Genomic DNA, 23704 nt, shown 5'->3' on the forward strand with positions numbered 1-23704 from the left:
AGCTGGTGATCGCGTACGAGCTGGAGCTGCGCGGCAGCCACGGCATGGCCGCGCACGCCTATCCCGAGCTGCTCCGGCTGGTCACCGCCGGGGTGACCGGCGGCGGTCCGTCGTGTGCGGATCTCCCGACGCGGCTCTCGGACGGGCCTGGCGGAACCACCCGCGCCGGCGCCTCGTCCAAGCAGGGGAACGATCGGGCCGGCGGAGGGGCGGGACGATGCGGCGGAGCAGGCACCTGGTGGCGGCGGTGGCGGTGGGCGCCTTGCTGGCGGGCTGCGCCGATACGGTCAGCCCGGTGGCCACCGCGCCCGCCGGTTCGCCGGCCTTCAGCACGGTTCCCACCGGCGCCGGACCGTCCCCGGCGGATCCGGTCGCGCTGATCGGCTCCTGGACGGTGACGGCGGCCGACGGAGGCGCCGGCGGAGTTGTGCGCCTCGCTCCCCCCGACCAGGGCGACCTGATCTGGTTCGACCGGTGCGGGGTGTCGCTGGGGACGTGGCGGGCGGACGCCGGCGGCCTGTTCGTGGCCGAGCTTTCCGGCCACTCGCCGTCCGGCGTGCCGGGCTGCCCGTCCGGTCCGTGGCGCGGGCCCGACTGGCTGCCCCGGGCCACCGCGTTCCGCGTGGTCGGCGGCACGCCGATCCTCCTTGACGGCCAGGGCCGGCAGGTCGCCCGGCTGGCGCCCGGCGCGAAGCCCACGGCCGGGCCGCACCTGTTGCCGTCGCTGGCCGAGCCGCCCGTGGTCACCCCCGAGGTCCGGCGCGCCCTCGCGGCGGCCGCCCCGCTGCCGGCGGGCCTGGCGCCCGCCGGCCGGTCCGCCCTGCTCGGCCGCTGGGTGCCCGCCGGTGCGCCGCGGCCCAACCCCACGCCGGCGTACGTGGAGTTCCGCGACGACGGCGGATGGCGCGGCTCCGACGGCTGCAACGGCCAGGGCGGCCGGTGGGTCGCCGGGGCGGAGGGCGCCCTGCTCGCCACCGCCGGGCCCAGCACGCTGATCGGCTGCGCCAACGTCCTGGTGGCGGCCTGGCTCTCCGGGGCGTCCCGGGCGGGGCTGGACGGCGACGTGCTGGTGCTCGTGGACGCCCAGGGCCGGGAGACGGGCCGGCTGCGGCGCGACGGCTGACGAACCGGTCGACGCCCGGGCGGGTGGCGTCCCGTCCGGCACGCCACCGCCGTCAGCGCCGGGCCAGCTCCGACTCCAGCCGCTGGACGAGCGTCTTGCGGCCCTTGCCGTCACGCTCCCGCCGCAGCGCCGCCCGGAGCTGGCGCGTGTCGAGGCCCCGGACGAGCCGGACCGCCTCCGCGACCGGCAGGTCCGACAGCTGACCGGCCGAGGTGGCCTGCCGGCGGGCCTGCTTCGCCGGTCCGGTGTTGGCCACGTACTGCCGCCCGGTCCGGGAGGCCTGCCGCTTCTTCGTGTCGGTGTCGCGGCGCTGCTCGTCCGACAGCTGCTGCCACGCCCGTTTCGGGAGGTAGCGGGCGGTCTCGCCGTTGCGGCGCGCCCGGGTGGAGCCGGAGCGGGTCTGCCATTCCTCGGTGCCCCACCGCTGCAGCGACCGCTGCCGCTGGTCCCGGGGGCCCTCGAAGCCGCCGCCGCGCTTCTTGTACTCGTTGGTGAGCAACTGCGACTTGCGCGCCGACCACTGCCCCGGCCGGCCGCCCTTGTCGGACGCCGTGATCTCCTCCTTGAGCTGCTCCCGGAGCTCGGGCTTCGTGTACCTCGCCATGCCGGACCGTTACCCGGCACGATGAACCGCATGCCTCCGGACGGTCGAGCCGGACCCGCCCCTGCCGTATCGTGCGACCGGCGGCCGGGTCAGCGGTTCCGGTCGGCCTCCGGCGATGGGGACCGGCGGCCGCGGCGGACGGCGTAGGCCCGACGCATCTTGACGTAGTTGCCGCAGCCGGCCATGGAGCACCACCGGCGCGCCTGGTTGCGGGAGGCGTCGTAGTACGCCCACCGGCAGGTGTCCCGGTCGCACACCTTGAGTCGGGTCCACACCTGGTCCTGCGCGCACTGCCGGATCGCCTCGACCAGGGCGGCCATCGCCGTGTCGAGAGGGCCGGTGCCGGTGGGAACGAGACGCGGGCCGCCGTCGGTGAGCGTCATCCGCACCGGCACCGCGGCCAGGGCGTCGTCGAGGCGCCGCAGCGCGCCGGGGTCGGCGGGATGGCCGGCGTGGCCGAGCAGCACCGCACGCAGGCCCTCCCGGACCGTGCGGGCCGCGGCGAGGTCCGCCGGGGCCAGCCGCGTGCCGGCGGGGATCATCCCCCGCTCGGTGAGCCAGTCCCGCAGCGCGTCCGGCGTGGTCAGCGACTCCTCGTCGACCTGCGGCTCGAAGGTGTTGACGAAGTCGCGCACCAGTCGCACGGCGGGGGGCACCCGCGCCTCGTCGCTCACCGTCGCCCTCCTCCGGTCCACACCAGCGTAAGGCCTTGACCGGTGTAGCCGTCTCTGGGATGGTCCGGTGTGTACACCAGCTAAAGCGGTTCGCTGGTGTAGAAGGGAACCTCCGGTTCGGTCGCCGGCTCCCGGCGAGGCGAGAGGACGGATCGTGGCCACCACGCTCAGGGACGTGGCGCGGCACGCCCGCGTGTCGGTGAAGACCGTTTCGAACGTCGTCAACGACCACCCGCACGTCAGCGACGACGTGCGCCGCCGCGTACGGGAGGCCGTCCGGGCGCTCGGCTACCGGCCCAACCTCGCGGCCCGCACCCTGCGCACCGGCCGCGCCGGCCTGCTCGCGCTGATCGTTCCCGACGTCGAGGCGCCCGGCCTGCACGGCCTGGCGCGCGAGGTCGTCCGCGCGGCGACGAGTCGGGGCTTCCGGGTCGTCGTCGACCACCTCGGCTCCGACACCGAGCGAGCCGCAGCACCGGCGCGAATCGGCGCCCCGCCGGGCGTCGACGCCGTCCTGCTCGGCGCGGACATGGTGCCGCCGGGGCTGATCGACGCCCAACTCGCCGCCGGCACGCCCGTCGTCCTGCTCGGCGAGAGCCCGGACCCGCGCTGCGACCAGGTCGCCCTCGACTGGGCCCGCGCCGCGGCCGACGCCATCGAGCACCTGCTCGACACGGGCCGGCGGCGGATCGCCGCCATCGGCGCCCGGCCGGGTGAGGCCACCGGACCGGCGCAGCCCCGCACCCTCGGCTACCGGCATGCGGTCCACCGGGCCGGCCTCGATCTGCCCGCCGGCTACCTGCGGACCACCGCCCAGCAGCGGCACGAGGACGGCTACCGGGCCGCTCGGTGGCTGTTCGCGCACGAGCAACGCCCGGACGCCCTCTTCTGCTACGCCGACCGGCTCGCCATCGGCGCCCTGCGGGCCGCCGCCGACGCCGGGCTGCGGGTGCCCGCGGACGTGGCGGTGATCGGGCTCGGTGACAGCGAGGAGGGCCGCTACTCCCGACCGACCCTGACCTCGGTCTCCGCCGACCCCGCGTTCCTCGCCCGGGAGGCGGTCGCTCTGGTCACCGCCCGGCTGGACCGCCCGGACGCCGCGCCCGCCCGGATCACGGCGCCGCACGCGGTGCTGCCCCGGGAGAGCACCCGCCCGGTCGTGTGACGGTCCGGCGCTCGGCGGCGCCGTCGCCGCGCCCACCGGACGTGAATCGGTGTTCTACAATCGACGCCGCCCTGCGAGGTGCTGCGGGTCGCAGTCTTCACGGGATCCGGGCCTACTCGGGGGAGGCGCATGGTGAGCGGGGCTCTCGGCGGCGGTGTCCTGGACCCGGACGGGGCCATGGACCAGATGCGGGCCTGGAAGGGCCGCATCGACAAGCTCGCCGCGGACACGAAGGCGATGAGTGACCGCCTGCAGGAGCTGCGGGTCACGGTCTCCGACGACAACGGACTGGCCGAGGTCACGGTCGACTCCACCGGCGCGCTGCTCGACCTGCGCCTAGGCCGGCAGGTCCAGCGGTACGCCCCCGAGGTGGTGGCGCAGGCGGTCATGGACGCGATCCGGCGGGCGAAGGGACAGCTCGCCGAGCGGTCGCAGGAGATCATCGCGGAGACCGTCGGCACCGGTTCGGCGGCCGCGCGGGCGATCGCCGAGCGGGTGGACCGGCAACTGCGCCGCGATCCGGAGCCCGGCGCGGGCGAGCCCGGCCCCTACGGCGGCCACGGCTGGCGGCGATGAGCGGCCCGTCCGGCTGGGTGGCCGACACCGAGCAGATCCGCGCGCACGCCGCGTACATCGAGGGGCTGCGCGCCCGGTTCGACGCGGTCCGCGGCGCGAGCGGGCACATCGCGCACGACGACCGGGCCTACGGGCTGCTCTGCGGGTGGATCTCGGCGATCCTGGAGGACCGGCACACCCGGCAGGACGAGCTGGTCGCGTACGTCGACGAGAACCTCAAGCTGGTCGCGGACGGCCTGCGCCGCACCGCCGACAGCTACGACGGTGTGGACGGTGACGCGGCGAGTTCGCTGGACGCGATCAGCCGGCGGTTGCGGGCATGACCGACGAGTCGCTGGTCGCGGACGTCCGGTCCACCCGGGAGGTGTGGACGGGCTCGTCGCTGGCCGACGGCGTCGAGGGCCTGGTGGACGCGATCCGCAGCGAGGGCTGGGTGGACGACCTGCTCGCCGGTGCGGCCTTCGGGCTGGACGTCGCCGCCACGGTTCTGGACCCGTTCAGCGCTCTGCTGGCCAACGGCCTCGGCTGGGCGATGGAATACTTCGAGCCGCTGCGGGAGATGCTCGACTGGCTCACCGGCATGCCCGACGTGGTCGCGTCCCATGCGGCGACCTGGGACAACATGGCCGGCCACCTGCAGCGGATGGCGGCCGACCTCCAGGCGCACCTGGCCGGCGACCTGCCGGACTGGCGGGGGCACGCCGCCGAGGCCTACCAGTCGCTGATGAAGAACAACGTCGACGCGATCGCCGGTCTGGGCGGGGCGTCCGCGGCGATGGCGGCCGCCACCCAGGCCGCCGGGAACCTGGTCTCGTTCACCCGGGACATCGTCCGTGACCTCATCGCGGACCTCGTCGCGCGGGTGATCGTGTGGGCGGTCGAGGCGATCTTCGTGGTCACCATCCCGGTGATCGCCGCGCAGATCGCCGCCGCCGTGCTCAAGTGGGCGGGCCGGATCCTGAGCTACACCACGGCGCTCGTCACCAGCCTCACCAACCTGTCCAAGCTCGTCAACGGCTGACCCGGGGGGATCGTGGCGAAACCCAAGGGACCGCACGGCAGCGGCGGTGACGGCGCCGACGGCGGGGAGGTCGGCGACGGCGGTGTGCCGCGGCAACGGGGCGGCGGGCCGCACGGCAGACCCACCACGGTGGCCGAGAGCCACCGGGCCATCGCCGAGGCGGCGGAGAGCGGCCGGCCCGGCGGGCCGAGGTCGACCGACGGCAAGCCCGCCGGCGCCGAGGGCGACGCCGACTCGTCGCGCCCCCAGAACGACCCGGAGCTGGGCAAGCACGACGAGAAGACCCTGGAGGAGATTGCCAAGGCACGCCAGCAGATCGCCGGCCAACTCCAGGAGATGGCCGACGACGCGTGGGACCACGTCGACCAGAACCGGGACTCGATCCTGCAGCAGGAGGGCTACCAGCGGCAGCGGGACAAGCTCATCGAGAAGGGCTACCCCGAGGACGTGGCGGACCTGATCGTGGAGCGCACGGCGCTGGGCACCGAGTCCCACCGTCACCTGGCCGACGCGATCGACAGCGAGGCGACCACCATGCTGGACCCGGAGACGGGCTTCCGGCTGCGCGCCGAGGTCGGCTACGACGCCCAGGGCGTCGAGACGCCGAAGGTGAAGGACCAGGACTTCCGGCCGGACGTCATCCTCGAGCGGCAGTACAAGGACTCGGTGACCGACGAGCTGGACTGGGAGGTCGCGCACGCCTACGACCTCAAGACCGGCCTGAAGACCGGCATCGAGCCGAGCTGGGCCAACAAGGTGAAGCGGGTGCTGGACCTGCCGGAGCCGCCGGAGGAGCTACGGCCGACGCAGCGACCGCTGAGCGTAGACTGACCGGGCCCGGCCACCGACCCGCGAAAGGTGCGTATGTCCTCTGCTGACATGGCGCGGCGGTGGCGGCAGGTCCTCTCCGAGCTGCGGCCCGACCTGCCGGGCGAGTGGTCCCTCCGGGGCGCCGGCCTCGACACGGTGCTGGCCCGCGAGCCGCTGGACTGGGCGCTGGCCTGGGTCGGGTGGTCCGGTTCGCCCACCCGGCCGGTCGGCTGGGTCGCCGCCGGGGTGCAGCCGCTCGTGACGCCCTTCACCAGCTGGGTCATGACCTACGGCATCCGGATGGACGAGGTCCGGCCCGGGCCGTCCACCGTGGACCTGTCGTCCGACGGGGCGGCGGAGCAGGCGCGGCGATTCGTGCTGGACGCCGGCCTGGAGAAGATCAACGGCTGGCCGGCCGAGCGCCTGGCCGACGTGGCCGAGCGGGACTTCGCCCAGGATCCGCGCCGGCGCCGTACGCACTGGCACCAGCTGCCCGGATGGCGGGTGGTCACCGGCACGGCGTCCCCCGTCGAGCCGGCGGTCCAGCTCGCCGAGCTGTGCCACGAACGGGCCGCCGAGACCTCCGGCACGGGCGCCCGGCAACTCGCCGAGCAGGCCGAGTTCTACGAGGGGCTCGTGCGGGCCTGGCACGACGGGGCGCGGGATGCCGCGCTCCGGTTCCTGACCGAGCGGCGGGACCAGGCGCTGGCGGCCCGGAAGCTGGACCGGGCGGTCACTCCGTAGGGCGGTGCAGCCGCTCCACGACCGGAGCCAGCGCCTCGGGCAGCCGCACCTGCACGGCCCCGCCGGGCTCCCCCGCCATGACCCGGACCGGGTGGAACTCGCCACCGTGCCACCAGAAGAGCTGGTCGGTGCAGGGATCGACGGCGGCCGCGAACATGGTCCCGGCCAGCCGGTGCAGTGCCACGGCGGCGTCCTGAAGCCGGTTGTCCACCGGGTGCAGCAACACCGCGCTGTATTGCGGCGCCGCCACCAGCGCGCCGTTCTCGGCGCCCTCGGGCAGGAACCGCTTGACCGACATGAGGGCGGTCGTCACGAACGGGTTGCCGTCGGCGGCGAGCAGACGCACCGACCCGCCGGTGGGCAGCTCATGGTCCCGCACGTCGAGGGTGGTCAGTTCGCGCTCCACGGTCTGCCGCACCGCGGTGCGCACCAGCTCGGCGGGCTCGCGGTCCAGCCGGGCGGCCTGGGCGAGGGTCAGCAGGTCCAGCCGCTCGGGCCGGTTCACCACCACCACCGCGGTGAAGTGCGCACCGAACGGCACGGCCAGGTAGCTGTCGGCCTCGGCGGTCGCGGCCGCCGGGGTGAGGCGGAGCCGGAGCTGCTCGACGTCGACCGGCCCGAGGTCGGCCGAGACGGTGTCCGGAAGCTCCCGGCGGACGGCCGTGACCCAGTCGGCCACCAGCTCGGGCCACGCCTGCCGGGGCTGGTCCTGGCAGCTGCGCAGCAACGGCACCAGAGACACCCGGGCGCGGCCGCCCGGCACGGCGACGATGATCTCGTCGCTGTCCGCCGCGACGCGCGCTCCCGGCAGGCGAGCCGGGAGCACGTCCTCGACGAGCGCGCGGACGTTGCCCATCAGGTCTGCGTTCTGCGACGACGGCACCCAGCATTCATACCATCGGCCCGCGACCCCGCCTAAACGCCGCCGGTGGGAGCCGACCGCGGCCGGGCCCCCCGGGCGGCGGGTGTGGTCCGCATGCACCCGGGTAACCGGCGGAGCCGAGGAAGGGGGCGTCGTGACGGATGAGGCACCGGACTACTTCCAGCCCGAACACGGCCTGGTCGTCACCCACCTGCTGATCGTGCGGGACGTGGACCGCTCGCGGGAGTTCTACCGCGACGTCCTCGGCGCCACGGTGGTGCGGGACCGGCGGCCGGCCGTGCTCCGCCTGCACAACAGCTACCTCGTGCTCAACGACGAGGGCGGCCCGACGGACGACAAACCGACCGTGACGGCGCGGGCGCCGGCCGACCCGGACACGCTGAGCGGGGCCCTCAACATCCGGGTCACCGACGTACGGGCCGTCTACGAGCTGTGGCGGTCCCGGGGCGGCGAGTTCCTGACGGAGCCGAAGGACCACGGGATGGAGATCCGGTGTTACCTGCGCGACCCCGACGGATACCTGATCGAGCTGGGCCAGGGCACCGGCATCCTGGCGGAGATGGGCCGGCCCGTACCGGGCTGAGTCCCCGGCCGGGCGTGCCCGGCCGGGGGTTCCGCCGCGAACCGGTCAGACCCGGGTGAGGCGGACGGCGTCGGCAATCACGAGGCCGCCGGCCGAACTCCACCGGCTCACCGCCACCCGGTTGGCGTCCCCCGCCGGCAGGGCGAAGGTGCCGAGGGTACGCCACTGGCCGCCGGTCGCCCGCTGGTCGACGTAGACGGTCCGGTTGCCGGTCGTGGTGGCGATGACGTACGGCGTCGCGCCGTTGTAGCCGGCGTTGGCCGGCCACCAGGCGTCGACCCGGTAGTTGGCGGAGGCGGGGACGTTGAACCGGTACCAGGCCGGGTCGCTGGCCGCGACCGGATCGGCGTAGCGGTAGTCCGCGCCGTAGCGCTGGCCGGAGTAGGACGAGACGCCCCAGCTGGCGCTGGCGGTGAAGCGCCCGGCGGTGGCGTTGTCCACGATCGAGGACCAGGCCGTGCCACCGGCCACCTTCGCGGCGACGTCGGCCCGCATCACGTCCAGGTCGATGAAGGACGGGTCGATCTTGCCGGTGGTGCTGGTCTCCCGGTGTCCGCGGGCGTAGCTGGCGTCCCGCCCAAGCCGGGTGAGGACGGCCGCGGTGGCGGCGACGGAGGCGTCGTACTGGGCCGCCGTCATCTCCTGGCTGACCCCGTTGTAGTCGATCTCCCAGCCGATCAGCATGGTGTTGCCGTCACCGGCCGGGATCGGCCCGCTGCCACCGCTGGTGCCGGCGTGGTTGCACCGCCCGGCCGAGATCACGTGGAAGACGCCGTGGTAGTCGACGAGCGCCTGGCAGAGCGGGCCGGGCAGGTCGGAGCGGCCGTTGATGCAGATGTTGAGCGCCGGGTGGGGGTTGGTGGCGCTGGAGGTGGATGCCGTGTGGTGCCACAGCACCCCGATCGGGTCGAAGGAGCCGGGGCGCATCCGGTTGAGCCAGTCACCCTCGACGACGACCTGCACGCCGGCCGCCCGCAGCACGTCCACCAGCCAGGGGATGGTCGCCATCAGGACTCCCGGAGCAGGTCGGCCAGGCACTCGGCCTTCGGCGCGGCGGCCGCCGCGGCGGGCCGCGCCGCGACGGTCAGCGCGGCGGCCAGCAGGGCGGGGATGCCGAGCAGCCCTCGGCGGCGCAGGCGGACGGTTCGTGACGTGGGCATGGCACTCCTTCAGCGACCGGTCGAGGAACGTTGGCGCGGACGCTATACCGTCACGAACGTCTATGTCGATACCCTTCACTGGCAATCGTTCGGCTGAAGAAAATTGGCAATTCCGGGCGGCGCACCCGCGCTCCGGCGCGCCGGGGCCGTTTGGCCGGCGGCGATCCCGGAAAGAGTGGCGGCATGAGCTGGGCCCGTAGAGCCGTACCCGCCGCCGTCGCCGCCGTCGCCGCCCTCGCCGCGCGCGACCTGCTCCAGCGCGACCACGCGCTGCTGCGCAACTTCCCCGTCCTCGGCCGCGCCCGGTACCTGCTCGAATCCATCGGGCCCGAGCTGCGCCAGTACATCGTGGCCGGCAACAACGAGGAGCGGCCGTTCACCCGCGACCAGCGGCGCTGGGTGTACGCGTCGGCGAAGCAGGAGAACAACTACTTCGGGTTCGGCACCGACAACGACATCGAGTACACCCCGGGCTACCCGATCATCAAGCACCGCACCTTCGGGCGGGCGGTGCCGCCGTCCGCGCCTGGCGCCGCACACGACGTCACGCTCCCCTGCGCGAAGGTGCTGGGCGCCGCCCGGCGGCGGGCGCGCGCGTTCCGCCCCGAGTCGGTGGTGAACATCTCCGGCATGAGCTTCGGCTCGCTCTCGGGCAACGCCGTCGAGGCGCTCAACCGGGGCGCCGCCCTGGCCGGCTGCCTGCAGAACACCGGCGAGGGCGGGCTGTCGCCGTACCACCGCACCGGCGGGGACCTGGTCTTCCAGATCGGCACCGCCTACTTCGGCTGCCGGGACGAGCGCGGCCGGTTCAGCCTCGACCGGCTCAAGGAGCTGGTGGCGGGAGCACCGGTCCGGGCGCTGGAGATCAAGCTCAGCCAGGGCGCGAAGCCGAGCCTCGGCGGCCTGCTGCCCGCCGCGAAGGTCTCCGCCGAGATCGCCGCCACCCGCGGCATCCCCCAGGGACGGGACTGCGTCAGCCCGTCGCGGCACGCCGAGTTCTCCGACTGCGACAGCCTGCTGGACTGGGTGGAACTGCTCGCCGCCGAGACCGGCCTGCCGGTCGGCATCAAGTCCGCCGTCGGCGACCTGGGCTTCTGGGAGGACCTCACCACGCTCATGCGCGACACCGGCCGCGGCGTGGACTTCGTGACCGTCGACGGCGGCGAGGGCGGCACGGGGGCCGCGCCGCTGATCTTCACCGACTCGGTGTCGCTGCCGTTCCAGCAGGGCTTCTCCCGGGTCTACCGGATCTTCGCCGAACGGAACCTGCACGAGCAGGTGGTCTTCGTCGGCGCCGGCAAGCTCGGGCTGCCGGACAACGCCGTGGTCGCGTTCGCGCTCGGCGCCGACATGGTGAACGTCGGTCGGGAGGCGATGCTGGCGATCGGTTGCATCCAGGCGCAGAAGTGCCACACGGACACCTGCCCCACCGGCGTCGCGACCCAGAACCCGTGGCTGGCCCGGGGCCTCGACCCGGCCCGCAAGTCGGTACGGGCCGCCCACTACATCCGGACGCTGCGGCGCGACCTGCTCAAGGTCGCCGAGGCGTGCGGCGTCGAGCATCCGGGGCTGATCGACACCGGGGCGGTCGAGGTCCTCGACGGCCGTACCGCCTCCACCCCGTTGGACCAGGTGTACGGGTACCGCCCCGGATGGGGGTTGCCGTCCGCCGCCGACCGGTCCGAGATCATCCGGCTGATGACCGCCGAGGCGCCCCAGGGCGGCAGCGCGCCGCCCTCACCGACCGCCGTGGGCTGAGCACTGGCCGTGGCTCACCGGGGCGGTTCCGCGCCGGTCTGCTCGCTCACCATGTACGCGGCGTACCAGTCGGGCCAGTTCTCGTCCGTCGCGCCGATGCGCTTCTCGTGCTCACCGTGGGCGGCGGCGGCGCGGCGGAGCGCGGCGGAGAGATCGTTGCCGGAGGCGAACGAGGTGGCAGCGGCCTCGATGCGCCCGGGCAGCCGGGTGGTGATCTCCTGGAGCAGCCAGGTGTTGCCGTCGGGATCGCTGAACGAGGCGCGCGAGAGGTAGCTGCGGCGCTCCGGATCCATACCGCTGACCGGGCCGCCCGGGCCCGGGTGGAAGATCTCACTCACCTCGACACCGGCGGCGACCAGCGCGTTCCGGGCCGCCTCGATGTCGGCGACGATCAGGTACGCCTTGGCCGCGCCGGGGGCGGCGGCGGTCAGCGTGGGACCGAACTGGACGGAGCACCCGGAGCCCGGCGGCGTGAACTGGACGATGCCGGGCGGTGTCTGGTCGAGCCGCCACCCGAGGCGCCCGTAGAACTCCTTCGCGCGGTCGACATCCGCCACCGGGATGACGACCACCTCGAGCTTCTGGTCGACGTTCCGGCTCGCCGGTGCGCTCGCATCGCCGCGGCGGGTGTCCGTCGCGCTCATCGCGGCCTCCCTGGACTCGGTCGGGCACCACGCGCCCCCGCGTCGGCGCCGATCGGTGGCCTCTCGCCCGCCACGTTACTGCCCCCGCACCCGCCGATTGCCTCGTTTCCCCATCCCCGCCGACGGGCGGGAGCGCGGTTCGCCGCCCGACGGGTGGCCGCTGCCCTGCGCCCGGGGGCGCCGGTGGTCGGTCAGCCGGAGCCCGACCCCGCGTACCGCGACGACGGTGACCCCGGTGCCCAACTGGTCGAGCTTGCGGCGCAGCCGCTTGACGAGGGACTGCACGTCCGCCTTGCGTTGTGACCCCTCGTCGTGCCACACCGCGCGGTGCAGATCGGCGTAACTCCAGACCCGGACCGGCTCGCTGGTCAGGCAGGCCAACAGGTCGCGCTCCAACCGGGTGAGGACGACCTCCCGCGCCCCCCACCGGGCGGTGGAGCGGGCCGCGTCGATCACCAGCGTGTCGTCCGGCGCCGGAGCGGCGGCGACGGGCGGCGGAGGGTCGGTCTCCGCCGGCGGCTCCGAGGGCGCGAGCAGCCTGCGCAGCTCGTCGAGGTCGGCGACCAGCAGCAGGGGCGCGACGCCGTCGAGGAGTTCGGTGAGCCGGATCCGTTCGGCCGGTGACGCCGTCACTCCGATCACCAGCGGGATGGGGTTCTCCCCCGGATCGGTGCCGCCGGCCGCCACGCTCGTCTCGCCCGCCTTGGGAATCGCCGTGACAGTGATTGTCAACCAGACCGTCCGATGGAGAGCTGTTGGTGACAAGTTGCTCACGTACGGTTCTTGATCGCGCTTTCCTGTCGATCATAGTGTCCACTCAGGCAGCCGGCGTAGACCCGCACGGCGCCCAGGGGGCTCGGGGGGACGTGCAAACCGGTCTGATCCAACGGGAGTGGAGTCTTCCGTGCCCTTCGCCATGACTCGTACATCCGCGGGTCGTTCTGGAGGAGGCAGCACCGATGCTGAGACGTCCACACAGGAAGGGTCTGGCCGGCCGGCTGGTGAGCGCGGGGGCCGCCCTGGTCCTCGCCGCGACCGCCCTGGCGGCCACGGGCACCGGCGCACAGGCTGCGCCGAGCGGCACGGGAACCGGCGCGTCGGCCGGCGACAAGATCCGACCCGAACTCACCCGGCAGCTCCAGGGCAAGAGCGAGGGCGACTTCTGGATCCACTTCCGGGACCGGGCCGACCTGAGCAAGGCCAGCGCGATCAGGGACTGGGCCGAGCGGGGCACCGCGGTCGCGGGCGCGCTGAAGAAGGCCGCCGCCGACAGCCAGGCCAAGATCCGCGCCGAGCTCGACAGCTCGGGCACGAAGTACCAGACCTTCTGGGCGACCAACGCCATCAAGGTCAGCGGCGGCTCCCTGGCGATGGCCGAGAACTTCGCCGCCCACGCCGAGGTCGACGGCCTGTACGCCCCGACGGAGTACAAGCTCCCCGAGGTCACCGAGGGCACCGACGAGAAGTCGGTGAACGCCCTGGAGTGGGGCATCGCGAACATCAACGCCGACGACGTCTGGTCCCAGTACGGCGTCAAGGGCGCCGGCATCACGGTCGCCAGCATCGACAGCGGTGTCCAGTTCGACCACCCGGCGCTGGTCGACTCGTACCGCGGCAACAACGGTGACGGCACCTTCGACCACGACTACAACTGGTTCGACGCCGCCGGTGACTGCGCCACCGCGCCCTGCGACTCCGACGGCCACGGCACGCACACGATGGGCACCATGGCCGGCTCGGACGGCGCCAACCAGATCGGCGTCGCCCCCGGGGTCAAGTGGATCGCCGCGAACGGGTGCTGCCCGACCGACGCCGCGCTGATCTCCTCCGGCCAGTGGATGCTGGAGCCCACCGACCTCAACGGGCAGAACCCGGACGCCAGCAAGCGACCCAACATCATCAACAACTCGTGGGGCACCACGCTGCCCTCCACGCAGCCGTTCATGGAGGACGTGACCGACGCCTGGACCGCCGCGGGCATCTTCGGTGTCTGGTCCAACGGCAACAACGGGCCGGCGTGCCAGACCAGCGGCTCGCCGGGCAGCCTGGCCAGCAACTACTCCGCCGGCGCGTACGACATCAACGACAACATCGCCAGCTTCTCCTCCCGCGGCGCCGGGCAGAACGGCCAGATCAAGCCGAACCTGTCGGCGCCCGGCGTCAACGTCCGCTCCAGCGTGCCGGGCAACTCCTACGCCAGCTTCAGCGGCACCTCGATGGCCGCGCCGCACCTCGCCGGCGCGATCGCGCTGCTCTGGTCGGCGGCGCCCACCCTCGTCGGTGACGTTGCGGCCACCCGCACCCTGCTGGACGACACCGCGGTCGACAAGGCCGACACCCAGTGCGGCGGCAGCACGGACGACAACAACGTCTACGGCGAGGGCCGGCTGGACGCGCTCGCGCTCCTCAACGCCGCCCCGATCGGCGACAACGGCACCCTGGCCGGCAAGGTGACCGACGCGGCCACCGGCGCCCCGATCGCCGGCGCCACGGTCGCCCTGACCGGCGCCGCAACCCGCTCGCTGACCACCGGCGCCGACGGGACGTACTCGTCGCTGCTCCTCGCGGGCGACTACCAGGTCGCCGTGTCGGCGTTCGGCTACCAGAGCAGGACGTCGTCGGCGACGGTCACCAAGAACACGACCACGACCCTCGACGTCGCACTGACCGCGGTGCCGAGCGTCACCGTCGGCGGGCAGGTCACCGACGGATCCGGACACGGTTGGCCGCTCTACGCGAAGGTGAGCGTCGAGGGCCTGCCGGTCTCCGACTACACCACGCCCGCCAACGGCCGCTACAGCCTCACGCTCCCGGCGGGAGCGACCTACCGGCTGAAGGTCGAGTCGCAGTACCCGGGCTACCAGGCCGTGACCAAGGAGGTCGTGGTCGGCTCGGGCAACACCACCAGCAACATCGCCGTGCCGGCCGACCCCGCCGCGTGCACCACAGCGCCCGGCTACACCAACAGCTCGGACGGCGAGTACGAGACGTTCGACGGGGACACCGTGCCCGAGGGCTGGTCGGTGGTGGACAACGCCGGCACCGGCCAGGTCTGGAAGTTCACCGACAGCGGTGACCGGGGCAACCTGACCGGCGGCGCCGGCCGGTTCGCCATCATCGACAGCGACGACTACGGCAGCGGCGGGCGGCAGGACACCTCGCTGGTCAGCCCGGTCGTCGACCTGACCGACATCGCCACGCCGGTGATCCGGTTCAACCAGGACTACAACTGGCTGGGCTCCGACCGCGCGGACGTCGACCTCAGCCTGGACGGCGGCGCCACCTGGAGCAACGTCCTCCGGCAGGCGGCCGACGTCCGGGGGCCGAGGGTGACCGAGGTGCCCATCCCGCAGGCGGCGGGCAAGGCGCAGGTCCAGGTCCGGTTCCACTACTACGACGCCTCGTGGGAGTGGTGGTGGCAGGTCGACAACGTGCTGATCGGCAGCAGGATCATCTGCAAGCCGGTCGACGGCGGCCTGGTGCTGGGGCACGTCCGGGACAAGAACGACAACGGCTACGTCAACGGCGCCACCGTCACCAGTGACGACCGCCCGGCGGAGAAGGCCACCACGGTCGCGACGCCGGACGACACCGAGCTGGCCGACGGCTTCTACTGGATGTTCTCGTCGCTGACCGGCGCCCATCCCTTCACCGCCAGGGCTGGCAACTACGTCAGCCAGACCAAGCAGGTCGACGTCGAGGTCGACTGGGCGACGGCGGCGAACTTCCAGCTGGCCGCGGGCCGGCTGGCGGTACAGCCGACTTCGGTGACCGGCACGGTCCGGATGCCGACCGGCAAGGTCAGCAGGACCTTCACGGTGACCAACAACGGCGGGGCGCCCGTCAACGTCGAGTTCGGCGAGCGCGACGGCGGGTTCGTGCTGCAGCGGGCCGACGGGTCCCGGCTGTCCGAGCAGGAGCTGCTCGGGTCGACCGGCGCGCCGGCGCAGCGGCTCACCGCCCCGACGTCGTTCGCCGCCCGTCCGTCCGGCAAGTCGGCCGACGCGGCCACCGCCACGCCGGCCGGTCCCCAGGCGGCGCCCTGGACGGGCATCGCCAACTACCCGGCCAACGTCATGGACAACCGGGTGGTGAACCTCGACGGCAAGGTCTACTCCATCGCCGGCGGTGACGGCACCACGTCCAGCACGAAGAACTACGTGTACGACCCGATCGCCCAGACCTGGACCGCGATCGCCGACCTCCCCGGCACGCGTAACGCCATGACGGTCGGGGTCGTCGACGGCAGGATCATCGCCACCGGCGGCTGGGGCGCATCCGGTCCGGACGGCACCACATGGTCGTACGACCCGGCGGCCAACTCCTGGACCAGGAAGGCGAACAACCCGGCGCCGCGGGCCGCCGCCGGCCAGGCCGTCGCGGACGGCAAGCTCTACGCCGTCGGCGGCTGCACCACCTCCAGCTGCCTGCCGATGTCCAACTCGGTGGTCCGGTACGACCCGGGCGCCGACAGCTGGGAGCCCCTGCCCAACTATCCGAAGGCGGTGGCGTTCCTGTCCTGCGGCGGGATCGGCGGCACCGTCTACTGCACCGGCGGCAACGACGGGTCCGTCTCGCAGAAGGCCAGCTACGCCTTCGACCCCGGCGCCAACGCCTGGACCGCCGTCGCCGACGCGCCGGCCGACAACTGGGCCAGCTCGTTCGCCGTCGCCAACGGCAAGCTGCTGGTCGTCGGTGGTTCGCAGGGCGGGGCGATCACCAACGCCGGCTTCGCGTACGACCCGGCGACCGACTCGTGGTCGAACCTGCCGAACGCCAACGCCCCCCGCTACCGCGGTGGCGCGGCGTGCGGCTTCTACAAGATCGGCGGCTCCTCCGGCGGCTTCACGGCCACCAGGGACAGCGAGGTGCTGCCCGGCTTCGAGGAGTGCGCCGAGGGAGCGGCGGATGTCAGCTGGCTGACCATCGACAAGTCGAAGGTCACCCTGGCGCCGGGTGAGAAGGTCACCGTCACGGTCGGCATGACCGCCAGCGTGGACCAGCCCGGCACCTACTCGGCGTCGGTCACGATCAAGGAGAACACGCCGTACACCGTGCCGCCGGTGGCGGTCACCATGGTCGTGCAGCCGCCGACCACCTGGGGCAAGCTGATGGGCACCGTCTCCGGCACGAGCTGCCAGGGTGCCACCGCGCCGCTCCCCGGCGCGGTCGTCCAGGTCGACTCGTGGGCGATGTCCTGGACGTTCGCCACCGATCCCGACGGCAGGTACGCCTACTGGATGGACCGGCGCAACAACCCGCTCACCATCATCGTCGCCAAGGACGGCTGGAAGCCCCAGACCCGTCAGACGAGGATCAACACCAGCACGCCGACCGTGGAGGACTTCACCGTGTCCCCCATCCGCTGCTGACCGCTGATCGCCGATCCGAGGGTCGGGCCCGCCCGGTGGCGACACCAGGGCGGGCCCGACCGCGTGCTGGCCTCGTCGGGGCTGTCCCGCGGCCCGCCGCCGGCGCGGCGGGCCGGGCGTGCTCAGGACGGCGCGAGGCGGAAGCCGACCCCACGCACCGCGTGGATCGTCGCCGCGGCGCCCAGCCGGCCCAGCTTGCGCCGCACCCGGCGCACCACCGAGTGGATGTCGGAGCCGCGTCCCAGGTGGTCGTTGCCCCACACCGCCCGGTGCAGCCGCGCGTACGTCCACACCTCCCCGGGCGTGCCGGCGAGGCAGACCAGCAGGTCGTGCTCCAGGGGGGTCAGCCCGACCTCCCGCTCCCGCCAGCGCAGGACACGCCGGTCGGAGTCGACGTCCAGATCCGCCAGCGGCGGGCGGGGCGGCGCGGGGGCGTCGGCGGCCGGCTGGGCGGCGACGGGAGGCTCGGCCCCGGCGGGCCTGCGGACCATGTCCAGGAACCGTCGCGCCTGATGGGCGCTCGACACGATGAGGAACGTCTCGGTGCCGCCGAGCAGTTGCGCGAGCTGCCGGCGCTCGGCCGCCGAGGACGCGATGCCAATGACCAAGGACGGGAGCCCCGTCATCGTCCGCCCTTCCGTTTCCCACCCATTTTTCTGCGGCTGTTCGCGCAGCATCCAGCAATCACCCGCGCCGATACGGCGGGCATGGGTCGAGTCCGGTCCGCCAGGCACGGGTGGATGCGGTCACCTGCCGGTCGGCTTGCCGAGGAGGGGCGCTGGAGCTGCTCTTTGTGAGGCGTGCTGATCTGCTGACCGAGATCATATAGCCGCTCACCGATGATTGGTATAGCAGTTAACGTCAATGTAACGGCCGTCGAGAACACGACTCGGAACAATTTCTCCGGCATCGGCGCGGAACCGCGGGCCGGAAGGATGCCTTGATCCGGCGCGGAACGGGTAGACGGCACGCCCGGGTGCGGGCGCGCCGGCGCCCGACGCCGGTCACTGCCGCGGGAGATCGATGTCGGACACGCCGATGGGGTCGGATGAACGGCCGGGTGAGGTCGTGGAGTTGCGGGTGCACGGCGTCTCCGGCGCCGACGCCGAGCAGGTGCTGGACCGGCCGAACGTGCGCCAGGTGGCCGGTGACCAGAGCGGTGGCTTCTATCGGCCGCCGGCCGGCTATCCGGACACCACCGGCGCGGGCGGGGTGCTCCTGGAGGCGTACCGGTGGCGGGATCTTCCCTCGGGCACGGCGGTCCGCACGCTGTCCCTGGTGTTCCTCCTGCCGTTCATGCTCTGCAACATGGCGATCTGGATGCACCCGCCGGCGCACGGTCTGGCCGGCGCGACCGTCAAGGCGCTCTGCCGGCTGCTCGCGCTGACCCTCACCGCGCTGTACGTGATCGCGGCGGCCGGTGTGATGCTGGACCTGATCGCCTGGAAGTGCATGGGCTCGCCGCGGTGCCTGGCCGGCCGGAACTGGCTGTCCTGGCTCGGCGAGCGGCCGGCGGGACTGCGGCTGGCGGTGCTCGCCGTGGTCCCGGTCGCGGCGGTCGCGCTGGTCTGGCGGCTGAGCAGCCGGCCGGGCTGGCCCCGCCCCTCCTCCCACGGCCCGGCCACGGTGTCCGGCGAGCACCAACTCACGGCGGTCGGCCAGTGGGACACCACCCCGCTGGTCTCCCGGCTGCGGGCGATCCACGTCGCCGCGGCCTTCGCCACGCTCGACGCCGTCCTGCTCGCCGCGCGCTCCACCGGGGGCCCGGCGTCCGCCGTGACGGCCGCGCTGCTCGTGCTCACCACGGCGGTGCTGACCACCTGCGTGGTGCTGGTCTGCGCCCATCCGCTGCTGGACCGCGCCGCGCCGGCCCCGGCCGTCGACCGGAACCTTCGCCGCCTGCGGACCACGGCGTGCCTGCTGACCGTCGCGGTGGTGGCCGTCGTGGCGGCCGAACCCGGGCCCTGGGTCGCCGGGACGGGACTGCCCGGGTACGAGGAGATCGTCACCTCCCTCTTCGCGACGCAGACCATCCTGCTGGTCGTCCTCGGGGCGGCGGTGCTGTGGGCGCGTCCCAGGCTGCCGGGCGGGCCGCCCCTGCGCGCGCTCGGTGCCCCGGTGCTCGACGCCGTCGCCGTCGGAGTGGCGGTGGCGTTCTCGGCCGAACTGGTCTACCGGGTGGCCGACCTGCTGGACCGGAGCGCGCCCACCGCGGCACGGCTGGCCAGCAGCCCGCCGCTGGCGTACAAGTGGGCGATCTTCGGCTTCTTCCTGGCGGTGACCGTCGCCGCGGCGGCCGGCGCCGTCGTCGCGCTGGCGTCCCGGCGCGGCCGACGGCGCGCTGCGGCGGACATCGTGGCCCGCGACCACCCCGACGCGCCCGCCGAGGCCGCCGACCGGCTGCGTGAGGTCCGGACGGTGATCGCGCGGGCCCGCTTCACCGAGCGGCTGACCCCGTTGATCCTCACCTACGCCGGGCTTGCCGGCCTCGGACTGGCCACCAGCACCCTGGGGCTGTTGCGCTGGTATCCCGGGGACGTGCTCGACCGCTGGACGCCGATCCCGGCCGCCCTGGTGAACTTCGGGCTCGGCCTGGGCAGCTATGTGATCGCGGCGGCGATCCTCGGGCTGGTCCTGGGTGGCCTGTTCGCGTACCGGACCGCCGAGTTCCGCCGTTACGTCGGCGTGCTGTGGGACCTGGGCACCTTCTGGCCCCGGGCGGCGCACCCGTTCGCGCCACCCTGTTACGCGGAGCGGGCGGTGCCCGAACTCAGCCGCCGGATCAGCTACCTGACCGGACAGGGGCAGGCGGTGCTGCTCGCCGGGCACAGTCACGGCTCGGTCCTGCTCGCCGCGGCGGTGCTGCAACTGCCGCCGGAGGTCTGTGCGCGGGTGGCGCTGCTGACGTCCGGGTCGCCGCTGTCCCGGCTGTACGCCCGCTGGTTCCCCGCCTATGTCCACGCCGACGTGCTGCACGAGATCGGCCGGCGGGTCGGCTGGCGGTGGATCAACCTGTGGCGGGACACCGACTCCATCGGCGGCTGGATCTTCTCGCCACACCGGCCGGGAGAGCCGCCCGCGGTCGCTGGGCCGGCGGGGTCGGTGGACCGGCGGCTGCGGGACCCCCGGGGCGTGGTTGCGCCGCCCAGTGACACCGTCCCGCCGCCGATCGTCGGGCACCTGCCAGGCGCGTCGGATCCGCGGCACGACGACGCCGTCCGCGAACTGGCCGACCGGCTGCGGAGGGCAGCCCTCGCCCCGCCGGTCGGCGGGGCGCGCGGAGAACGGCGGCTGCGCAAACCCGACGCATCGGACCGGCCACCCTCCTAGCCTGGGAGGAAGGGCGCGGGACGTCCGCCGTCCGGCCCGTGCGGGAGGAGGGCGGAGGTGACCTCGATCCGACGACGTGCGACGCCGGCCGATCCGCTGCCGGGCCGGGAACCGTCCACGCGCGTGCCCAGCGGCGCGTGCCGTGACCTTCCGCCCGAGCTGGGACCCGACGCGGTCGGCGTACTCGAGGGCCGCACCTTCATGTTCTCCGACCCGGCGGGCAACGTGCCGAAGGGCTCCATCGGCGGCCTGGTGCACGACGACACGCGCTTTCTCGACCAGTGGGAGTTGACCCTCGACGAGATCGCGCCGCTGGTGCTGTCCTCCGGAACCGTGGACGCGTACTCGGCGGCGTTTTTCCTCGCCAACGCGAACCTGCCCGACCTGCCGGCCAACCGGGTCGGGGTCCGGCGGCAGCGGGTGGTCGGCGACGGCATGTACGAGCGGATCGAGCTGCGGTACTTCGGCGTGGAGCCGGTGTCGCTGCGGCTGCGGCTGGCGGCCGGCACCGACTTCGCGGACCTCTTCGAGATCAAGGAGTCCGGCCGGTACCGGGGCCCGGACATCGTCCGGACGCACGCGCGGGACGGCTCCGCCCTGGCCTTCAGCTACCGCAACGGCCGGTACGCGGCGTCGGTGCGGGTCGAGGCGGACCCGCCGGCCGACCTGGTCGAGGGCGACAGCCTGGTGTGGGAGGTGCGCCTGCGCCGCGGCCAGCGGTGGCGGTGCGAACTGCAGGTGCCCCTGCGGTGCGGTGAGGAGAACTACCGGCCGGTCGTGCGAGGGTTCGGCGAGACCTTCGAGCACGGACCGGAGGATCCGTCGACGCGCTGGGCGGCGGGCAAGCCGCACCTGAGCGCCGACGTGGAGATGATCGGCAACGTCTACCGCAAGTCGGCGCTGGACCTGGTCTCGATGCGGATCGAGAAGACCATCGGCGGTGAGTCGGTGGTGTTGATCGCCGCGGGTCTGCCCTGGTTCCTCACCGTCTTCGGCCGCGACACCCTGATCACGGCGTACCAGACGATGATCTGCGGCCCCGACGTCGCGCGCGGCGCCCTCGTCGTGCTGGCCGCGCACCAGTCGACGACCTTCGACGACTTCACCGACCGGGAACCGGGCAAGATCTTCCACGAGTACCGCTCCGGGGAACTCACGCAGCTCGGGCTCAAGCCGTACCAGCCCTACTACGGCGGCGCCGACACCACCGCGCTGTGGCTGATCCTGCTGTCGGAGTACTGGCGGTGGAGCCGCGACGACGAGTTGGTGTGCCGACTGCGCCCCAACGCCGACGCCGCCCTGGGGTGGATCGACCGCCACGGCGACCTCGACGGCGACGGCTACGTCGAGTACGCCACCCGCTCCGCGCAGGGACTCGGCAACCAGTGCTGGCGGGACTCCCCGGACGGGGTGCAACACGCCGACGGCACCCTGCCCGTGCTGCCGATCGCCACCTGCGAGACGCAGGGCTACACCTACGACGCGAAGCTGCGGATGGCCGAACTCGCCGAGGGCCCGTGGCGGGACCCGGACCTGGCCCGACGGCTGCGCGCCGAGGCCGCTCAGCTGCGCGAGCAGTTCAACCGGGACTACTGGATCCCCGACCGGGGCGGCTACTACGCCCTGGGCCTCGACGGCGACAAGCGCCGGATCGACTCGATGACCTCGAACATGGGCCACCTGCTGTGGAGCGGGATCGTTCCGGAGGACCGGGCCGGACGCGTCGCCGCCCACCTCATGTCCGAGGAGATGTTCTCCGGCTGGGGCGTACGCACGCTCTCCACGGCCGACACCGGCTACAACCCCATCGGCTACCACACCGGCACGGTCTGGCCGCACGACAACTCGATCATCGCCGCCGGGCTGGCCCGCTACGGCCATCGGAAGGAGGCGAACCGGATCGCCAGGGCGATGATGGAGGCCGCGGCCCACTCCGACTACCGCCTGCCCGAGGCGTTCTCCGGCTACGACCGGTCCTTCGGCCCGCGGCCGGTCCCCTACCCGACCGCCTGCAACCCGCAGGCCTGGGCCAGTGGGGCGCCGCTACTGCTCCTGCGCACGATGCTGGGCCTGCACCCGCAGGGCGATCGGCTGGTCGCCGAGCCCCACCTCCCCGACGAGATCGGACGGATCCGGCTGCGCCACGTCCTGGCCGGTGGCCGACGGTGGGACGTCGAGGCCGTCGGGTCGCACGCCACCGTCACCCCGGCCGGTTGACCACGGGTCCGCCCGGCGCCGGGCCGGCTCCGCGGCTCACGGCTCGGCCGTGCCGGGCGCCGGTGCGATCGTCGCGCCGGCCGCCAGCAGTCGCTCCGCCAGCGCGCGGCAGCGCCTGCCGAGCTCGGGCGGGTCGAGCACCTCGAAGTCGTGGCCCAGCAGGAGGACGTGCATGAGCACGAAGTCGAGGCTGCCGGCGCCGCTGAGCACCTCGCAGCGCTCGCCGTCCCGCCGTCGTACCACCGCCGCCGACGCCGGAATCTGCGCGCGCACCGTGTCGGCCGACGCGTGCACGAGGAAGCGCGCCCGGTGCGGGTAGGCCCGGCTCGCCACCGCCTCCTGCACGTAGGTCGCCGCGTCCGGCGCCGCGCGGGGGCGGAAGCGCCAGGTGCGTGCGGACACGTCGGTCATCCGGTCGACGCGGAAGCTGCGCCAGTCGTCGCGGTCGAGGTCGTAGGCGAGGAGGTACCAGCGCCGGTCGGAGGCGACCAGGCGGTAGGGCTCCACCCGCCGCCGGCGCACCTCGCTCCCGGACGGGTAGTCGAAGCCGGCCTCGACCTCGTCGCGGGCGGCTCTGGCCAGCGTCATGAGCGCCTCGGGGTCGACCGGTGGACGGCCTCCGCCGAAGGACTCCACCGCGCCGGAGAGCGCGCGCACGTCGTGCCGCAGCCGGGTGGGCAGCACCCGGTCGAGCTTGGTCAGCGCCCGGAGTGCCGCGTCGCCGGCCCCGGCGACCGCGCCACCGGCGCCGGCGAGCAGCGAGACCGCGGTGGCGATCGCCTCCTCGTCGTCGAGGAGCAGGGGCGGCAGCTTCTGCCCCGGCCCGAGCTGGTAGCCACCGCCGACCCCCTGGCTGGCCTGCACCGGATAGCCGAGCGTGCGCAGCCGCTCGACGTCCCGCCGGATCGTGCGCGGCGTGACGCCGAGCCGGTCGGCGAGCTCGGGGCCGGTCCAGACCGGGCGCTGCTGGAGCAGCCCGAGCAGGGTCAGCACCCGCTCCGTCGTACCGCGCTCGTCGCCGCCCGCCATGACCATGTCGC

At 73.6% G+C, this 23704-nt stretch carries 21 protein-coding genes; 12 read left to right on the forward strand and 9 right to left on the reverse strand.

Features of this window, described 5'->3' with window-relative positions; translation table 11 throughout:
• The first annotated feature begins 217 nt into the window (after positions 1-217).
• Positions 218-1123 (forward strand): META domain-containing protein, encoded by a 906-nt coding sequence (locus ABZV78_RS09440; RefSeq protein WP_355636941.1) that lies wholly within the window; start codon positions 218-220, stop codon positions 1121-1123.
• Positions 1124-1175: 52 nt separating this feature from the next.
• On the opposite strand, the gene ABZV78_RS09445 is transcribed toward ABZV78_RS09440, so the two are convergent.
• Together ABZV78_RS09445 and ABZV78_RS09450 are read right to left on the reverse strand one after the other, a co-directional pair.
• Complete coding sequence (locus tag ABZV78_RS09445; protein ID WP_355636943.1) at positions 1176-1727, reverse strand: DUF5872 domain-containing protein; 552 nt, start codon at positions 1725-1727, stop codon at positions 1176-1178.
• Between the two features lie 89 nt (positions 1728-1816).
• The gene (locus ABZV78_RS09450) at positions 1817-2401 is read right to left on the reverse strand and encodes an ABATE domain-containing protein (RefSeq protein WP_355636944.1); all 585 of its coding nucleotides are present in this window, start codon (positions 2399-2401) and stop codon (positions 1817-1819) included.
• Positions 2402-2555: 154 nt separating this feature from the next.
• Between ABZV78_RS09450 and ABZV78_RS09455 the strand changes: the two genes are divergently transcribed.
• From ABZV78_RS09455 to ABZV78_RS09480, 6 genes are all read left to right on the forward strand, one after another.
• Positions 2556-3566 carry a LacI family DNA-binding transcriptional regulator gene (locus ABZV78_RS09455; protein WP_355636946.1) on the forward strand — a complete coding sequence of 337 codons (1011 nt, stop codon included), beginning with the start codon at positions 2556-2558 and terminating at the stop codon, positions 3564-3566.
• A 129-nt stretch (positions 3567-3695) separates the two neighbouring features.
• Positions 3696-4142 (forward strand): YbaB/EbfC family nucleoid-associated protein, encoded by a 447-nt coding sequence (locus ABZV78_RS09460; protein WP_355636948.1) that lies wholly within the window; start codon positions 3696-3698, stop codon positions 4140-4142.
• Complete coding sequence (locus ABZV78_RS09465) at positions 4139-4465, forward strand: type VII secretion target (protein ID WP_355636950.1); 327 nt, start codon at positions 4139-4141, stop codon at positions 4463-4465. The genes ABZV78_RS09460 and ABZV78_RS09465 overlap by 4 nt, the downstream gene beginning before the upstream one ends.
• A complete protein-coding gene (locus tag ABZV78_RS09470) occupies positions 4462-5163 on the forward strand; it encodes a hypothetical protein (RefSeq protein ID WP_355636952.1) in 702 nt (233 codons plus the stop codon). Before ABZV78_RS09465 ends, ABZV78_RS09470 begins: the two co-directional genes overlap by 4 nt.
• Positions 5164-5175: 12 nt before the next feature.
• Positions 5176-5994, forward strand: coding sequence for a hypothetical protein (locus tag ABZV78_RS09475; RefSeq protein ID WP_355636954.1), 819 nt, complete (start codon positions 5176-5178; stop codon positions 5992-5994).
• A 33-nt stretch (positions 5995-6027) separates the two neighbouring features.
• The gene (locus tag ABZV78_RS09480; RefSeq protein ID WP_355636956.1) at positions 6028-6717 is read left to right on the forward strand and encodes a hypothetical protein; all 690 of its coding nucleotides are present in this window, start codon (positions 6028-6030) and stop codon (positions 6715-6717) included.
• Here the strand turns inward: ABZV78_RS09480 and ABZV78_RS09485 are convergent.
• Positions 6707-7600 (reverse strand): hypothetical protein, encoded by an 894-nt coding sequence (locus ABZV78_RS09485; protein ID WP_355636958.1) that lies wholly within the window; start codon positions 7598-7600, stop codon positions 6707-6709. The two genes, ABZV78_RS09480 and ABZV78_RS09485, sit on opposite strands and share 11 nt — an antisense overlap.
• A gap of 133 nt (positions 7601-7733) precedes the next feature.
• On the opposite strand from ABZV78_RS09485, the gene ABZV78_RS09490 reads away from it, so the two are divergent.
• On the forward strand, positions 7734-8183 hold the full coding sequence (locus ABZV78_RS09490; protein ID WP_091305409.1) for a VOC family protein: 450 nt from the start codon (positions 7734-7736) through the stop codon (positions 8181-8183).
• A 45-nt stretch (positions 8184-8228) separates the two neighbouring features.
• Here ABZV78_RS09490 and ABZV78_RS09495 read toward each other — a convergent pair whose 3' ends face one another.
• Both ABZV78_RS09495 and ABZV78_RS09500 read right to left on the reverse strand, forming a co-directional pair.
• Positions 8229-9191, reverse strand: coding sequence for an N-acetylmuramoyl-L-alanine amidase (locus ABZV78_RS09495; protein ID WP_355636960.1), 963 nt, complete (start codon positions 9189-9191; stop codon positions 8229-8231).
• A complete protein-coding gene (locus ABZV78_RS09500) occupies positions 9191-9343 on the reverse strand; it encodes a hypothetical protein (protein ID WP_355636962.1) in 153 nt (50 codons plus the stop codon). The genes ABZV78_RS09495 and ABZV78_RS09500 overlap by 1 nt, the downstream gene beginning before the upstream one ends.
• A gap of 183 nt (positions 9344-9526) precedes the next feature.
• Between ABZV78_RS09500 and ABZV78_RS09505 the strand changes: the two genes are divergently transcribed.
• On the forward strand, positions 9527-11101 hold the full coding sequence (locus tag ABZV78_RS09505) for an FMN-binding glutamate synthase family protein (protein WP_355636964.1): 1575 nt from the start codon (positions 9527-9529) through the stop codon (positions 11099-11101).
• A 14-nt stretch (positions 11102-11115) separates the two neighbouring features.
• On the opposite strand, the gene ABZV78_RS09510 is transcribed toward ABZV78_RS09505, so the two are convergent.
• Entirely contained in the window at positions 11116-11745 is a 630-nt protein-coding gene (locus ABZV78_RS09510; RefSeq protein WP_355636966.1) for a VOC family protein, read from the reverse strand.
• A 75-nt stretch (positions 11746-11820) separates the two neighbouring features.
• On the reverse strand, positions 11821-12477 hold the full coding sequence (locus ABZV78_RS09515; protein ID WP_355636968.1) for a winged helix-turn-helix domain-containing protein: 657 nt from the start codon (positions 12475-12477) through the stop codon (positions 11821-11823).
• 227 nt (positions 12478-12704) lie between these two features.
• Between ABZV78_RS09515 and ABZV78_RS09520 the strand changes: the two genes are divergently transcribed.
• Positions 12705-17117, forward strand: a complete 4413-nt coding sequence (locus ABZV78_RS09520) for a S8 family serine peptidase (protein ID WP_355636970.1) — start codon at positions 12705-12707, stop codon at positions 17115-17117.
• Positions 17118-17239: 122 nt separating this feature from the next.
• On the opposite strand, the gene ABZV78_RS09525 is transcribed toward ABZV78_RS09520, so the two are convergent.
• Positions 17240-17725, reverse strand: coding sequence for a winged helix-turn-helix domain-containing protein (locus ABZV78_RS09525; RefSeq protein ID WP_355636972.1), 486 nt, complete (start codon positions 17723-17725; stop codon positions 17240-17242).
• 460 nt (positions 17726-18185) lie between these two features.
• On the opposite strand from ABZV78_RS09525, the gene ABZV78_RS09530 reads away from it, so the two are divergent.
• Together ABZV78_RS09530 and ABZV78_RS09535 are read left to right on the forward strand one after the other, a co-directional pair.
• Positions 18186-20447: a hypothetical protein gene (locus ABZV78_RS09530; protein WP_355636974.1), complete on the forward strand. Its 2262-nt coding sequence runs from the start codon at positions 18186-18188 to the stop codon at positions 20445-20447.
• Positions 20448-20570: 123 nt separating this feature from the next.
• Positions 20571-22664, forward strand: coding sequence for a glycogen debranching N-terminal domain-containing protein (locus tag ABZV78_RS09535; protein WP_355636976.1), 2094 nt, complete (start codon positions 20571-20573; stop codon positions 22662-22664).
• A 36-nt stretch (positions 22665-22700) separates the two neighbouring features.
• Here ABZV78_RS09535 and ABZV78_RS09540 read toward each other — a convergent pair whose 3' ends face one another.
• Positions 22701-23699, reverse strand: a complete 999-nt coding sequence (locus ABZV78_RS09540) for a YafY family protein (RefSeq protein ID WP_355636978.1) — start codon at positions 23697-23699, stop codon at positions 22701-22703.
• Positions 23700-23704 lie beyond the last annotated feature (5 nt).

The sequence above is a fragment of the Micromonospora sp. NPDC004540 genome (genome assembly GCF_040610095.1).
Classification (GTDB): domain Bacteria; phylum Actinomycetota; class Actinomycetes; order Mycobacteriales; family Micromonosporaceae; genus Micromonospora.